This window comes from Mesorhizobium sp. CNPSo 4671 (assembly GCF_057784245.1).
Window position 1 is genome coordinate 125,309 of the sequence record NZ_JBWLUW010000011.1, and the last position, 13,656, is coordinate 138,964.

The 13,656-nt window shown below is 64.8% G+C and carries 12 protein-coding genes; 6 read left to right on the forward strand and 6 right to left on the reverse strand.

Going from position 1 to position 13,656, the window contains the following annotated elements:
- Positions 1-36: 36 nt before the first annotated feature.
- The 4 genes from AC04SF_RS27195 to AC04SF_RS27210 are packed head-to-tail and all read right to left on the reverse strand — an operon-like array spanning position 37 to position 3,190.
- Positions 37-813, reverse strand: coding sequence for an SDR family NAD(P)-dependent oxidoreductase (locus tag AC04SF_RS27195; RefSeq protein ID WP_488480466.1), 777 nt, complete (start codon positions 811-813; stop codon positions 37-39).
- The gene (locus tag AC04SF_RS27200) at positions 813-1,853 is read right to left on the reverse strand and encodes a phosphotransferase family protein (RefSeq protein WP_488480291.1); all 1,041 of its coding nucleotides are present in this window, start codon (positions 1,851-1,853) and stop codon (positions 813-815) included. Before AC04SF_RS27200 ends, AC04SF_RS27195 begins: the two co-directional genes overlap by 1 nt.
- Positions 1,850-2,335 (reverse strand): MaoC family dehydratase, encoded by a 486-nt coding sequence (locus AC04SF_RS27205; RefSeq protein ID WP_280175382.1) that lies wholly within the window; start codon positions 2,333-2,335, stop codon positions 1,850-1,852. Before AC04SF_RS27205 ends, AC04SF_RS27200 begins: the two co-directional genes overlap by 4 nt.
- Positions 2,336-2,374: 39 nt before the next feature.
- The gene (locus AC04SF_RS27210; protein ID WP_488480292.1) at positions 2,375-3,190 is read right to left on the reverse strand and encodes an SDR family oxidoreductase; all 816 of its coding nucleotides are present in this window, start codon (positions 3,188-3,190) and stop codon (positions 2,375-2,377) included.
- A 120-nt stretch (positions 3,191-3,310) separates the two neighbouring features.
- Here AC04SF_RS27210 and AC04SF_RS27215 point away from each other — a divergent pair, with 120 nt between their 5' ends.
- From AC04SF_RS27215 to AC04SF_RS27240, 6 genes are all read left to right on the forward strand, one after another.
- Entirely contained in the window at positions 3,311-4,552 is a 1,242-nt protein-coding gene (locus tag AC04SF_RS27215; protein WP_488480293.1) for an acyl-CoA dehydrogenase family protein, read from the forward strand.
- A 58-nt stretch (positions 4,553-4,610) separates the two neighbouring features.
- On the forward strand, positions 4,611-5,648 hold the full coding sequence (locus AC04SF_RS27220) for a zinc-binding dehydrogenase (RefSeq protein WP_488480294.1): 1,038 nt from the start codon (positions 4,611-4,613) through the stop codon (positions 5,646-5,648).
- Positions 5,649-5,866: 218 nt separating this feature from the next.
- Positions 5,867-7,063 (forward strand): glycosyltransferase family 87 protein, encoded by a 1,197-nt coding sequence (locus tag AC04SF_RS27225; RefSeq protein ID WP_488480295.1) that lies wholly within the window; start codon positions 5,867-5,869, stop codon positions 7,061-7,063.
- Positions 7,056-8,030 carry a glycosyltransferase family 2 protein gene (locus tag AC04SF_RS27230; protein WP_488480296.1) on the forward strand — a complete coding sequence of 325 codons (975 nt, stop codon included), beginning with the start codon at positions 7,056-7,058 and terminating at the stop codon, positions 8,028-8,030. Before AC04SF_RS27225 ends, AC04SF_RS27230 begins: the two co-directional genes overlap by 8 nt.
- The gene (locus tag AC04SF_RS27235) at positions 8,027-8,845 is read left to right on the forward strand and encodes a ChbG/HpnK family deacetylase (RefSeq protein ID WP_096450023.1); all 819 of its coding nucleotides are present in this window, start codon (positions 8,027-8,029) and stop codon (positions 8,843-8,845) included. Before AC04SF_RS27230 ends, AC04SF_RS27235 begins: the two co-directional genes overlap by 4 nt.
- Positions 8,842-9,252 carry a GtrA family protein gene (locus AC04SF_RS27240; RefSeq protein ID WP_202352751.1) on the forward strand — a complete coding sequence of 137 codons (411 nt, stop codon included), beginning with the start codon at positions 8,842-8,844 and terminating at the stop codon, positions 9,250-9,252. Before AC04SF_RS27235 ends, AC04SF_RS27240 begins: the two co-directional genes overlap by 4 nt.
- Before the next feature lie 3 nt (positions 9,253-9,255).
- Here the strand turns inward: AC04SF_RS27240 and AC04SF_RS27245 are convergent, their stop codons facing one another.
- Together AC04SF_RS27245 and AC04SF_RS27250 are read right to left on the reverse strand one after the other, a co-directional pair.
- The gene (locus AC04SF_RS27245; protein WP_488480297.1) at positions 9,256-12,387 is read right to left on the reverse strand and encodes an efflux RND transporter permease subunit; all 3,132 of its coding nucleotides are present in this window, start codon (positions 12,385-12,387) and stop codon (positions 9,256-9,258) included.
- Positions 12,384-13,544, reverse strand: coding sequence for an efflux RND transporter periplasmic adaptor subunit (locus AC04SF_RS27250; protein ID WP_488480298.1), 1,161 nt, complete (start codon positions 13,542-13,544; stop codon positions 12,384-12,386). The genes AC04SF_RS27245 and AC04SF_RS27250 overlap by 4 nt, the downstream gene beginning before the upstream one ends.
- Between the last annotated feature and the right edge of the window lie 112 nt (positions 13,545-13,656).

Sequence of the window (13,656 nt, forward strand, 5' to 3'; positions counted from 1 at the left end):
CGGACAAGAGCGCCGCGGGTTCCCAAAGGGCATGGGTCAGATGGCGCCGATGCCGCCGTCGACGGCCAGCGCATGGCCGGTCATGAAGGAGTTGGACGGATCGGCGGCGAACAGGATGGCGGTGGTGATTTCGTCGACTTCCGCCACGCGCTTCATCGGCACGCCGCGTGTCAGTTCGGCCAGTGCTTCGGCCTCCGGTGCACCGGAGACACGTACGAAGCTGTCAACCATCGCCGTCCTGGTGTGGGCCGGACAGATGGCGTTTATGCGCAGGCCCTTGCTGGCATATTCGACCGCCGCCGACTTGGTCAACCCGATGACGCCATGCTTGGCGGCGGCGTAGACCGAGAGTTTCGGCGCGCCGGACAGGCCGGCGGCCGAGGCGATGTTGACGATGACGCCGCCCCTGGCCGTAGCCTTGAACTGCCGCTCCATCTGCGGGATCTGGTACTTCATGGCATAGAAGACGCCGAGCAGGTCGATCTCCAGCACGCGGCGGGCTTCGTCCGACGGCACTTGCGGCAGGCGCACGAAACTCTGGACGATGCCGGCATTGTTGATGGCGACATCCAGCCGGCCGAATCTTTCGACCGCCAGCCCGACCAGATACTCGGACAAGTTTTCGTCCGCTACGTCGCCTGCCAGGATCGCGGTTTCGGCGGGCAAGCTCGCGGCAAGATCGGCGAGCGCCTTTTCGTCGATGTCCGACAGCACCAGCCGCGCGCCCTCAGCGGCAAAGCCCTTCGCGGCACCACGGCCGAGCCCGCCGGCGGCACCCGTGATCAGCACCGTTGCTCCGTCAAAACGGCCCATCATGACTTCCCCTGCTTGTCGATCAGTTTGGCGGCGAGATGCGAAAGCAGCTTCACCGCCTCGCCATAGGTTCTGGCTTTTTCGGGATTGGAGGCGTTGCCGTCCAGCGCACGTTTGTAGACGCCCTGGCAGATCGCCGCCAACCTGAAGAAGGAGAAGGCGAGGAAGAAGGTCCAGTTGCCGATGCCGGTGAGCCCGCGCCGACGGCAATAGGCGGCGACATAGTCTTCTTCGGAGGGCAGGCCCAGCGCGGCGCGGTCGACGCCGCCCAGGCCGCGAAAGCCCGATGCATGCGGCAAGCGCCATTGCATGCACTGGTAGGCGATGTCGGCAAAGGGGTGGCCAATCGTCGATAGTTCCCAGTCGAGCACCGCCAGAATCTTTGGTTGGTCCGGCGCGAAGATCAGATTGTCCAGCCGGTAGTCGCCATGCACCAAAGAGACACGGCCGTCATCGGGCGGCATATGCGTTTCCAGCCAGGCGATCAGTCGGTCCATGTCGGCAATGGTGCCGGTTTCCGAGGCGCGGTACTGGCTGGTCCAGCGCGCCAGCTGCCGTTCGAAATAATTGCCCGGCCTGCCGAAATCGCCGAGACCCACGGCATCGACATCGACATTGTGCAGGGCCGCGAGCGTGCCGTTCATGGCGTCATAGATCGCCGCGCGTTCATCGTTGTCACGCGCCTCAGGCAATGCCGGATCCCAGAAGATGCGGCCGTCGAGGAAATCCATAACATAGAACATGCGGCCGATCGGCGACTCCTCGGCCGACAGATGCAGCATTGCCGGCACCGGCACGGCTGTGCCGGCAAGCGCCTTCATCACCCGGAATTCGCGGTCGACCTGATGCGCCGATTTCAACAATTGCCCGGGCGGCTTGGCACGCAGCACATAGCGGCCGCTGGCCGCCGTGATGAGATAGGTCGGGTTCGACTGGCCGGATTTGAATTTTTCGATTGACGCGAGCCCAGAAAAGCCCGGGATTTCCACCTCGAGGTAAGGCGCAAGCGCTGGCTGATCGAGCGCGTTTGCGTCGCTCATGCGGTCTCGGGCTGGCGTTCGATCAGGGTGAGTGTCAGCCAGCGGGCGGTCAGCGCCGGTTTCTTTGAGCCCTCGATCTCGATCGTCACGTCATGCGCCGTCTGCACCCAGCCCGACGGCCTCACCTTGACGTCGGCCAGCACGAAATGGGTGCGGATGCGCGCACCCGTCTTCACCGGCGCCAGGAAGCGCAGCGAATCGAAGCCATGGTTGACGCCCATCTTGCCGTTTTCCAGCGGCGGCATGGTCTCGAAGGTCATTGCCGAGAGCAGCGACAACGACAGGAAGCCATGTGCGATGGTGCCGCCGAACGGTGTCTCGCGCTTGGCCCGCTCGGGGTCGCAGTGGATGAACTGGTGGTCGTCGGTGGCGTCGGCGAATTGGTCGATCATGCGTTGCGTCACCACACGCCAAGGCGAAACGCCGACCTCCTTGCCGACACTGGCCAGAAGCACATCGAGACTGATCGGTTCCACGCTCATGTCCTCCAGTTCACCTCCGGCTTCTACGGCCGGAAAATGTCATTCCTTGAACAAGGTCAATCCATGCTGCACCGACTGCCCGCCGTCGATCGGCAGGATGGCGCCGGTGACATAGCTGCCCGCACGGCTGCACAAATAGAGCGTTGCGCCGGCAATGTCATCCGCCGCGCCGATACGGCCGATCGGAACATGGCTGCCGACATGTTTGGCCTGCTCGTCCGTGCCGGTGGCAAAGGCCGTCATCCGGCTCTGGAAGGGGCCGGGGGCAAAAGCGTTGACGGTGATGCGGCGGGCGGCGAATTCGAGCGCGAGCGTACGCGTCAGATGATGCACCGCAGCCTTGGAGGCGGTGTAGGAATAGGCGTCGTCGGCCAGCGGCTGAGTGCCCATGACCGAACCCAGATTGATCACTCGGGCCGGATCGTCGTCGCTGGCGGCGGCTTCGAGCAGCGGCAGCAATTCGCGCGTCAGGTGGAAGACCGCGGTGACATTGACGCCGAACACCTTGGCCCATGCCGAATAGGGGAAGCTCTCCAGCGGCGCGCCCCAGGAAACGCCTGCATTGTTGATCAGAATATCGAGTTTTTCGGTCCGCGCCTTGACCTCGGCGACGAGCGCGGCGATGCCAGCCTCGCTGGAGACGTCGCCGGTAAAGCCATCGGCCCGACCCGTGGCGCCAAGCCCGTTCAGCGCATTGGCGACCTTGATGCAATCCTCGCCCTTGCGCGATGCGATCATGACACTGGCGCCGGCCTTGACCAGCGCGGTCGCCGCCATGCGGCCTATGCCGGTTGCTGCTCCGGTCACGAGCGCGGTCTTGCCGGCCACCGAAAACAGCTCGTCGAGATAGGCCATTCCAATTCTCCGCTCTTGCCTTGGCGTGCGGGCAAACAGTTCGCGTTGACAAGGCTATCCGAAGTACGGTCATCCTTGCCACGGGTAAAATGCCGGGCCTCGATGAAGGGTTAGCGACCGATGACGGAGATGAATCTCGGCATGACCGAGCGGCTGAAGCCGATCCATGCGCGCGTCGCGGCCATGGTGCGTGACGAGATCATGCCGCTCGACAAGGAGTTTTTGGGCGAAGTGGGCAAGGCCGGCGACCGCTGGGTCTACAGCGCGCGCCAGAGCGAGATCCTCGAAGGGCTGAAGAAGACCGCGAAAGAGCGCGGCCTGTGGAATTTTTGGCTGACCGGCTCGGAACGCGGCTACGGCCTGTCGACCGTCGAATATGCCTATCTCGCCGAGGAGATGGGCAAGGCGCATCTCGGCGCGGAGACTTTCAACTGCTCGGCCCCGGACACCGGCAATATGGAGGTGCTGGAGCGCTACGGCTCGGCCGACCATAAGAAAGCGTGGCTTGAACCGCTTCTGGACGGGAAAATCCGCTCGGCCTATCTGATGACCGAGCCCGATGTCGCCTCGTCCGACGCTACCAACATTTCGATGCGCTGCGAGCGGCAGGGCGACGACTATGTCCTCAACGGCGAGAAATGGTGGGCCTCAGGCGCCGGCGATCCACGCTGCGCCATCTATATCGTCATGGTGCGGACCGGCGGCGACGGCGAGCCGCAGCACCGCCGCCATTCGATGATCCTGGTGCCCGCGGACACAAAGGGCGTGACCAAGGTCCGCGCCATGCAAGTCTATGGCGACGATGACGCGCCGCATGGCCATATGCACCTGCGTTTCGACAATGTCAGGGTGCCGGCAGCGAACCTGATCCTCGGCGAGGGCAGGGGCTTCGAGATCGCGCAAGGGCGGCTCGGTCCCGGCCGCATCCATCACTGCATGCGCGCCATCGGCCAGGCCGAGATGGCGCTGGAGATGCTGTGCCAGCGTTCGGTGCGCCGCGAGGCCTTCGGCCAGAAGCTGGCGAAACTCGGCGCCAATTTCGATATCATCGCCGAATGCCGCATGGAGATCGAAATGGCCCGGCTGCTCTGCCTCAAGGCGGCCTGGATGATCGACCAGGGCGATGCGCGCGCCGCTGCCCCCTGGATCAGCCAGATCAAGGTCATCGCGCCGCGCGTCGCGCTCAGGGTTACCGACGAGGCGGTGCAGATGTTCGGCGCGCAAGGCATCAGCCAGGACACGCCGCTGGCGCGCTCGTGGACGCATCTGCGGACATTGCGCCTCGCCGACGGTCCCGATGCCGTGCATCGCCGCCAGGTGGCGCGGACGGAGCTGAAGAAATACACGCAGGAGAAGGTCTGAGCAGCAGCTCGGTCCGCTGCGCCATGGTCCTTCCGCCAATAACCAAGGAGTGTCACCGATGACCATTCCCTCCGAAATGAAGGCGCTGCTCCTGGTCGGCGACGGCTACACCAAGACGCCCAGCGGCAGTGCGCTGGAGGCAATGGAGCCTTATCTCGTGCCGGGCAGCATCGCGGTGCCGGCGCCCGGACCGAGCCAGGTGCTGATCAGGGTCAGCCTGGCTTCGATCAACCCATCCGACGTCGCCTTCATCAAAGGCCAGTATGGCCAGCCGCGCGCCAAGGGCCGGCCGGCCGGTTTCGAAGGTGTCGGCACCGTGGTCGCCGGCGGCGACGAGCCCTATGCAAAAAGCTTCGTCGGCAAGCGCGTCGCCTTCGCCACCGGCCTCAGCAATTGGGGTTCGTGGGCCGAATATGCCGTCGCCGAGGCGGCAGCCTGCATTCCGCTGCTCGACACGGTGCGCGACGAGGATGGCGCGGCAATGATCGTCAATCCGCTTACTGCCATCGCCATGTTCGACATCGTCAAACAGGAGGGCGAAAAGGCCTTCATCATGACCGCCGGCGCCAGTCAGCTTTGCAAGCTGATCATCGGCCTGGCTAAGGAGGAAGGGTTTCGGCCTATCGTCACCGTGCGCCGCGACGAGCAGATTGCGCTTCTGAAAGAGATCGGCGCTGCCCATGTGCTGAACGAGAAGGCACCGGATTTCGATGCCACGCTGCGCGAGGTGATGAAGGCCGAACAGCCGCGCATCTTCCTCGATGCGGTCACCGGGCCGCTGGCTTCGGCCATCTTCAATGCAATGCCGAAACGGGCGCGCTGGATCATCTATGGCCGGCTCGACACGGACGCCACCATCATCCGCGAGCCCGGCCAGCTGATCTTCCAGCACAAGCATATCGAAGGCTTCTGGCTGAGCGAATGGATGCGGCAATTCAAGGAGCGGCGCGGCCCGGCGATCCTGGAAGCGCAGAAGCGTTTTTCCGACCGGCGCTGGTCGACCGACGTGACAGCCGTCGTGCCGCTCGCCGAGGCCATCGCGCGGGTGCCGGCGGAACTCGCGAAGCCCAACGGCAAGGTGTTCATCCGGCCTTGATGCTGTTCGGAGCGGCGCCGGAAGCCCGAATACGAGGCTTTTGGAGCCTCTTTCCGGTTAGGACGCCCGGGCGTCCAGCCATCCGCAGCGGCCCGCCGAGACCACAACAGCGTCCTTCAGCCCCCTATGCCACGCTGCTTTGTCCGTGATATGCCGCCGCCATCGAATGCCGGGACAGTGCTGGACTGAGCCTGTTCCGGGTGTTGTGGGGTGTCTTGATGACGATGTCCAAGCCGGTTTTCGACCGTTTGGGACTTGGCCTGTGGATCGGAGCGTTCCTGGTCGTTCTTGTCCTCGTCCTGTTGGCGCCCGACACGCGCAGCGTGCTGTCGGCCTACAGATATGGCAGCCAGGAATTTCTGGCCGGCAGGCCGCTCTATGATCTCCAGTCCGAGATGGGGTATCTCTACGCGCCGGCCTTTGCCGCGCTCTATGTTCCGCTGTTCAAGCTCGGGCCGCATCTGGGCGGCCTGGTGTGGCATATGATCGGCTTCGCGGTGCTGACCTTTGCCTCGATGCGGCAGGTCCGCAAGCTCGGCGGCGGGGAATTGCCGTGGCTGCTGTCCTTCGGGCTGTTCCTTGCCCTGCCGATGGCGCTGGGGGCGATCCGCAACGGCCAGGCGACGATCCTGTTGACCGGCGCCTGTTGGCTTCTCACTTTGTCGGCGCTCGAAGGCCGGCGCGCCGAAACCTTCTTCTGGGCTTCGCTCGCCATCATCGCCAAGCCGACCGCGATCATCATGCTTTTGCTGGTCGGCGCCCTGCGCCTGCGGCTGATACCGGTGCTGGTGCTGGCGGTGCTGTTCGTGCTCGCCTTACCCTACGCTTTCGCTCCCGCCGCCTATCTCAACGACCAGTATCGTGTTTTTGGCCAGATGTTGACCTCGATGGCTGTCGACCACACCAGCCATTTCGTTCCCACCGACTTCACGGCGCCCTTCACCAAAATGGGACTGCCCATCCCGGAATTCGGCGCCACGATCATACGCATCGTCATGGCCCTGTTCACGCTTTCCATGGTCCTCTGGTTCGACCGCAAGCTCGAACGCGGACCGGCTGGTCTCGCCATCTTCCTGACGGCGACGTCCTACATGTGCGTCTTCAACCCACGCGTCGAGCCCAACACCTATGCCATGATCGCCGTGCCCGCCGGTCTCGCTGTCGCCTTGCTGTGGCGCGAGGAACGAGGCGGTGCTCTGGCGTCGGTGCTGGCGGTGACCCTGTTCCTTACCGGGTTAACCGGCGTCGAGCGCCATATCCAGGATTTCACCTACCCCTGGTTCCGGCCGATCGCGGTCACCGTCATTGCCGGTTCCCTGATCTGGTGGTTCTGGGCTAAGGCACGAGGCAAGGGCGCACGAGACAAGGTGACGCGAGACAAGATGATGAATGAAAGGCCCGTGGCAAATGGCTGAGTCGCGGCCCGTTCTCGATATCGTCGCGCCGTTCTTCAACGAGGCGCCGTCGGCATCGGCGTTTGCCGCATTGCTCGACAAGCTTGAAGCCGAGGTGTCGCAACGTTTCGGCATCACCGTCCACAAGATCCTGGTTGACGACGGCAGCCGCGACGATGGGGCCGAGCGGTTTTCGCGGGCGCTGTCGGGTTCCTGGGAGATCGTCCGGCTCAGCCGCAATTTCGGCAAGGAGGTCGCGGTGCTCGCTGGCCTCGACCAGTCGCGCGGCGACATGGCGCTGGTCATGGACGCCGACCTGCAGCATTCGATGGACACCAGCCTGAAGATGATCGCCGAGCTGGTGGAAAACCCGGATATCGATGTCGTCTTCGCGCAGAACGACCGCCGCGAGGCCAGCTGGCGGCGCAGCCAACTGGCGAAGCTGTTCTACAGCCTGATCAACAGCAGCCAGCGTTTCGACATTCCAGAAAATGCCGGTGACTTCCGCGTCATGCGTGGCGCCGTGGTGCGCGCGCTGACGAGCCTGCGCGACAAGCGGCGCTTCAACAAGGGCCTGTTCGCCTGGGCCGGCTTCCGCCAGAAAGCCATACAATATTCGCCGGAAAACCGCGCTGTCGGCACCTCGAAATGGAGCCGGCTCAACCTGATCGCCTTCTCACTGGAAGGGTTTACGTCGTTTTCCGTTATCCCGCTGCGCATCATCAGCCTGAGCGGGATGCTGGCGGCGTTGGCGGGCATCATCTACGGCGCCAAAGTGTTCTTCGAGGTGCTGTTCTACGGTATCGCCGTCCCCGGCTATCCCAGCCTCATGGTCGCCGTCGTCCTGCTCGGCGGCCTCAATCTCACCTTGCTCGGCCTGATCGGCGAATATGTCTGGGTCACGCTCTCGGAAAGCAAGGATCGGCCGGTCTATATCGTGCGCGATGTCGTGCGTGGCGACGTTCCGGACAGGCCGCCGGGCGCATGACGCGGCGCATCCGCCTGATCGCCGACGACTATGGCCTGGCACCCGGCGTTTCCGCCGGAATTCTTGACCTGCTCGATCGCGGCCGGCTGACCGGCACCAGCTGCATGACCGGCTTTCCGGAATGGCCGGATGCGGCGGCGCGTATAAAGCTGCTGTGCGGCCGTGCCGCGGTCGGGCTGCACCTGACCCTCACCGACCAGCCGGCCACCACCGGCCAATCGAGCCTGGCGCCGGAAGGCCGGCTGCCGCCGCTGCGTTCCTTGGCACTGCCGGTCCTGCGCGGAAACATTGACGAGCGGGATGTCCATGCCGAGCTCGACGCGCAGTACAGCCGCTTCGTCGAAGCGCTTGGCCGCCAACCTGACTTCATAGACGGGCACCAGCACGTGCATTTCCTGCCTGTCGTGCGCAAATGGCTGCGGGCGCATTTTTCCGAAGCTGGCGGCAGGCCGGCGCTGCGCGGTGCGCCGGCGCTGGGCAATGCCGCCGTGGCGCCGAAAGTCGCGGCAATCGCTGCCGTGGCTGCCGGCTTCAACCGCTCGATGGCGCGCGCCGGGTTCACCCTTTTTGCGCCGCTGACCGGTATCTATGACTGGCGGCAACCCGAACGGTTCGAGCCGGTTCTGCAGGCCGCTGTCGAGGCGCTGCCGGAACGAGGCCTGTTCATGTGCCACCCCGGCCATGTCGACGAGACGCTGCGGGCGCGCGACCCGATGCAAGGCGTGCGCGAGGTGGAATACGCGGCGCTGGCTTCGGACGCGTTCGGTGCGAGCCTCGCCCGCGCCGGCGTCGAGATCATGGACGGCAAGGGATGAGTGGCGCCGACCAGCCCCGCCGTTCGACCGGCAGCAAGATCGTGCGCTTTGCCCTAGTCGGGCTGGTGAACACGGCCATCGACCTTGCCGGCTTTTTCCTGCTGCTCAAGCTGCATGTCCCGCCGCTGCCGGCCAACGTCGTCTCATGGTCGATCGCCGTCGTCTTCTCTTTCGTGGCCAATGGTTTCTGGTCGTTCGAACGCAACCAGGCCATCCGGCTGCATGACGCCTTCCTGCGCTTCGTCTCGCTTGGGGCGCTGATTTCGCTCGGCGTCTCCAGCCTGTCGATCGCGCTGTTCGCCGGCATCGCCGGCGTCTGGCCGGCGAAGATCGTCGGTGTCATCGTGGCGGCGGTGCTGAATTTCCTTGCCGCGCGCTGGTCGATCGAAGGCCGGTTGCTGAAGTAGCAGCTACTCCGCCGGCTCCACACCGACGTAAGCGGCTTCCTCGAGCTCGCGCTTGAGGCGTGTCTCCTCATGGGTCTTCGGGTTGACGAAGCGGCCAAGCAGGAGATAGGCGACTGGCGTCAGGAACAGTGTCGAGATGGTGGCTAGCCCCAGCCCGCCGACGATGACCCAGCCGAGCGCCACGCGTGCCTCGGCACCCGCGCCGGCGGCCAGCACCAGCGGCACGCCGCCAAGGATGGTGCAGATCATCGTCATCATCACCGGCCGCAGGCGGATGATCGAGGCCTGCTCGATCGCCTCGCGCACACCGAGCCCGCGGTCGCGCAACTGGTTGGCGAATTCGACGATCAGGATGCCGTTCTTGGCCATGACGCCGACCAGAAGCACCAGGCCGATCTGGCTGTAGGCGTTGAGGCTGGTGCCGGACAAGAGCAGGGCGAAGATGGCGCAGGCCAGTCCCAGCGGCACCGTGGCCATGATGATGACGGCGCTGACGAAACTTTCGAACTGGGCGGCCAGCACCAGCAGGATGATGACCAGCGCGAAACCGAAGATGGTGACCATGGCGCTGTTGGTTTCGCCCAGCGTCGCGGCCTCGGCCAGCGGCAGGATGCGGCTGCCCGGCAGCAGGAACGGCGTGGCGATCTCCTCGGCCTGGCTCAGCGCATCACCAAGCGCAAAATTGCCTGAAGGGTTGGAGGTGATCGCCACCGACGGCTGCTGCTGCTCACGCGACAGCGACGGCGGCACGGCGCGCTCGGTCAGCGTGGCGATGGTCGACATCGGCACGAAACGGCCGTCGCCCGTCTTCAGGAAGACATTTTCCAGGTCGGTCGGATCGTTGATCGGATTGGTGGTCGAGACCAGCTTCACGCCATAGCTGCGGTCGGCGATGTAGACATCGACCACGTCATTGCCGTCGAGCATGGCCTGCATGGTGTTGGCGAGCCCTGATATGTCGATGCCGAGATCGGAGGCGCGCTCGCGGTCGATGGCGACGGCCAGTTGCGGTTGCGTCGGGTCGATCGACAGGCGCGGCGTCTGGAAGCGCGGGTCCTTCTGCATCTCGGCGATGATTTTCACCGCCGCGTCGCCGAGCGCCTTGCGATCGTTGCCGACCAGCGCGAACTGCAGGCCGTTGCCGGCGCCGCGGATGCCGAGGCTGTTGGGTTGCACCGGGAAGATGCGCACGCTCGGCACCTGCTTGGTCAGCTGGCTGATCTCGGCCATGATCTCCTGCTGGCTGCGGCTGCGCTCGTTCCAAGGGGCGAGCGTCATCACCATGAAGCCGGAATTGTAGGAGCCGTTCTGGCCGGCATTCTCGAAGGTCGAGCGGATCTCGCCGGAATCGCGCATCGGCTGGATCAGCCTCTCGATCTTCTGCATCTGCTGCGTCGTATAGTCGAGGCTGACGCCTTGCGGGGCATTGATGCGCAGCAGCACGGCCGCGCGGTCCTCGGTCGGCGTCAGCTCCTGGCGGATGGTGCCGAACAGGGTGAACGCCGTTCCGGCAAACAGCACCGCGACCAGAACCACGATCCAGGGCGCGTCGAGGCAAGCGTGCAGGACCCGCTTGTAGGCGGCATTCAAAGCGCCGCCGATACGGGCGCCGATGCCGTGGCCGCCTTCATGGTGAAGCGATGCACTGGTCAGCATGCGTGAGGCGAGCATTGGGCAAAGTGTCAGCGCCACCACGCAGGACAGCAGCACCGACATGGCAAGCACGAAGCCGAATTCGCGGAACAGACCGCCGGTCTGGCCGGGCAGGAAGGAGATCGGCACGAAGACGGCGACCAGCGTCAGCGTCGTGGCGACGACGGCGAAGAACACTTCCTGCGCGCCGAGCACGGCGGCCGCACGTGGCCCCATGCCCTCATTGCGTCGTCGCACGATGTTTTCCAGAACGACGATGGCGTCGTCGACGACAAGGCCCGTCGCCAGCACCATGGCAAGCAGCGTCAGGATGTTGACCGAGAAGCCGGCGAGATAAATGGCGGCGATGGTGCCGATCATGGCGACCGGCATCGACAGGCCGGGGATCAGCGTGGCGCGCCAGTCGAGCAGGAAGATGTAGATGACGATCAGCACCATCGTCACCGACAGGCCGAGCGCGATCTCGACCTCGTGCACCGCGCCCTTGACGAAGACGGCATCGTCGCTGGTGATCTTGATCGCCATGCCCTTGGGCAGGTTTTCCTGCAGCTTGGCGACGGCGGCCTGGACGCCGGTCGAGATGTCCAGCGTGTTCGATTCCGCCTGGCGGATGACGCCGATGCCGATGCCGGTCTTGCCATCGGAACGCAGCGCGGTCTGGCCGACATCGGGGCCGAGCGTGACGGTGGCGACGTCGCGGATGCGCGTCGTGCCGCCGATTATAATGTTTTCGAACTCCTCGGGCGTGGTTACGTCGGCGGTCGTGCGGACGATCAGGTCCTGGTTGGTGGTGGTGATCGACCCAGCCGGGGAATCGAAAGCGACGGAGGCCAGGGCTGCCCTGAGATCGGCGACAGTGAAGCCGAGGCTGGCGAGCTTGTTCTGGTCGACGTCGATGCGGAAGATCTTGGCGCGGTCGCCATAGACCTGGACGTCGGCGACGCCGGGTACGGCGGCCAGTTCGTCCTCGATCTGGTCCTGTACCGCGACGGTCATGTCCTGGATCGACATGTTGTCCGAGGTCACCGCCAGCCGCATCACCGGGTCGGAATTCGCATCGGCCTTGACGATGCGCGGCGGATCGGCGGTGTCCGGCATCAGGTTGGCGACGCGGCCGACGGCATCGCGCACATCGGAGGCGGCGACGTTGAGATCGACGCCGTCGTTGAATTCGATGGTGACGCGGCTTTGGCCGAAGGAGGAAGAGGACGAGATCGACTTGACGCCGGAGACACGGGCCACCGCACCCTCGATCGTGTCGGTCAGTTCGCGATCGACGGTTTCGGCGGCAGCCCCCGCGAAGGTGGTCGAGACGGTGACCACGGCACGATCGACGTCCGGCAGTTCGCGGATCTCGACGCCGTAGAAGGCTGCGAGGCCGGCAACCGCGATGAGGACGTTGAGCACGAAGGCCATGACCGGCCTGCGGATGAAGAGCGCGGTGAAGCCGGTATCGCTGGCGGCGTTGACGGGGCCGGTCATGAGCCTTCGGCGGTGTTGGCGGAATGCTGCTCCTCGCCGGCGATGCGGACCTCGCCACCCTCGCTGACGCTCTGCGTGCCTTCGGTGACCAGCATGTCGCCGCTGTCGATCTCGGCGTCGATCAGCACGGTCTCTGTATTGCGCTGGATGATACGCACCGGCACGCGTTTGGCCTTGCCGTCCTCGATCTGCCAGACATAGGCGCCGTCCGACCCCCACAGGATCGCCAGCGGGCTGACGGCCGGATAGGTTTCGCCGGGGAATTTCATGGTGATGGAAAACGACATGCCGGCGCGCAGCGAATCGGCGGGATTGGCGATCTTGGCCTTGACCAGCAGCGTGCGGCTTTTCTCGTCGATATGGTTGTCGATGGCCGACACCGTGCCGGTATAGGCGTTGCTCGGATTGGCGATCGGCGTCGCTGTCAGCTGCGCGCCGACCCTGACGGCGGCGGCGAAGCGCTCCGGCACCTGGAAATCGACCAGGATCGAGGAGCGGTCATCGAGCGTGGCGATCGCCGACTGGTTGGTTACATAGTTGCCGGCGGAGATCGGCAGGATGCCGACAGTGCCCGATATCGGCGCCAAAATCGAGCGGCGCTGCAACGCAAGTTCTGCATCCTGCAGCGCCAGCTTCGCGCCTGCCAGCACCACCTCGGCGTCGGCAACGGCGACAGGCGTTGCGGCATTGGAGGCGCGCAGCGACTTGACGCGGTCAAGCTTGGACTGCGCGTCCTGCAAGGCGAGCTTGGCCCGGTCCTGCGCGATGATTTCGGTTTCGGAATCGAGCGTCGCGATGACCTGTCCCTTGTCGACATGGCTGCCGGATTCGACCAGCAATTCGGCAAGGCGGCCGGAACTGTAGGGATTGACGGTCACCGAGGCGTTGGCGCGGCCGGTACCGATCGCCTGCAAGCGGTCGTTGATGGTCGCGCTGCCGGCCGGCGCGGCGACGATGGTGGCAATCTGGGCGCCGTTACGCGCCGCTCGCCGGGAGCCAGCCGCCGCCGTGTCCTTCACTGGAGGTGTCGCGCCATAGGCCCAGTCGATGCCCCAGCGCGCCAGCACTTGCGGAGCGCCGGGGTAGAAGCGCGCCCACGCAGCCGCAGCGGCGACCACGATCACGAACGCAAGGACAATCTGCTTCCAACTCGGCATCGATACTCCACGGCAGAAATCGTCTGCCGGTTCCAGGTGGAAGCGGATGCAGCGACGATAAGGGCTGGCGGCGCAACCTGGCCACGCCACATCCCGGTATCACCGGTTTATG

What these genes read in the sequence shown, in the direction of transcription:
- AC04SF_RS27240 (WP_202352751.1), top strand. Translation starts at nt 8,842, where the DNA reads ATGAGTGGCGCCGACCAGCCCCGCCGTTCGACCGGCAGCAAGATCGTG.
- AC04SF_RS27220 (WP_488480294.1), top strand. Translation starts at nt 4,611, where the DNA reads ATGACCATTCCCTCCGAAATGAAGGCGCTGCTCCTGGTCGGCGACGGC.
- AC04SF_RS27235 (WP_096450023.1), top strand. Translation starts at nt 8,027, where the DNA reads ATGACGCGGCGCATCCGCCTGATCGCCGACGACTATGGCCTGGCACCC.
- AC04SF_RS27205 (WP_280175382.1), bottom strand. Translation starts at nt 2,335, where the DNA reads ATGAGCGTGGAACCGATCAGTCTCGATGTGCTTCTGGCCAGTGTCGGC.
- AC04SF_RS27250 (WP_488480298.1), bottom strand. Translation starts at nt 13,544, where the DNA reads ATGCCGAGTTGGAAGCAGATTGTCCTTGCGTTCGTGATCGTGGTCGCC.
- AC04SF_RS27200 (WP_488480291.1), bottom strand. Translation starts at nt 1,853, where the DNA reads ATGAGCGACGCAAACGCGCTCGATCAGCCAGCGCTTGCGCCTTACCTC.
- AC04SF_RS27210 (WP_488480292.1), bottom strand. Translation starts at nt 3,190, where the DNA reads ATGGCCTATCTCGACGAGCTGTTTTCGGTGGCCGGCAAGACCGCGCTC.
- AC04SF_RS27225 (WP_488480295.1), top strand. Translation starts at nt 5,867, where the DNA reads ATGACGATGTCCAAGCCGGTTTTCGACCGTTTGGGACTTGGCCTGTGG.
- AC04SF_RS27215 (WP_488480293.1), top strand. Translation starts at nt 3,311, where the DNA reads ATGACGGAGATGAATCTCGGCATGACCGAGCGGCTGAAGCCGATCCAT.
- AC04SF_RS27230 (WP_488480296.1), top strand. Translation starts at nt 7,056, where the DNA reads ATGGCTGAGTCGCGGCCCGTTCTCGATATCGTCGCGCCGTTCTTCAAC.
- AC04SF_RS27195 (WP_488480466.1), bottom strand. Translation starts at nt 813, where the DNA reads ATGGGCCGTTTTGACGGAGCAACGGTGCTGATCACGGGTGCCGCCGGC.
- AC04SF_RS27245 (WP_488480297.1), bottom strand. Translation starts at nt 12,387, where the DNA reads ATGACCGGCCCCGTCAACGCCGCCAGCGATACCGGCTTCACCGCGCTC.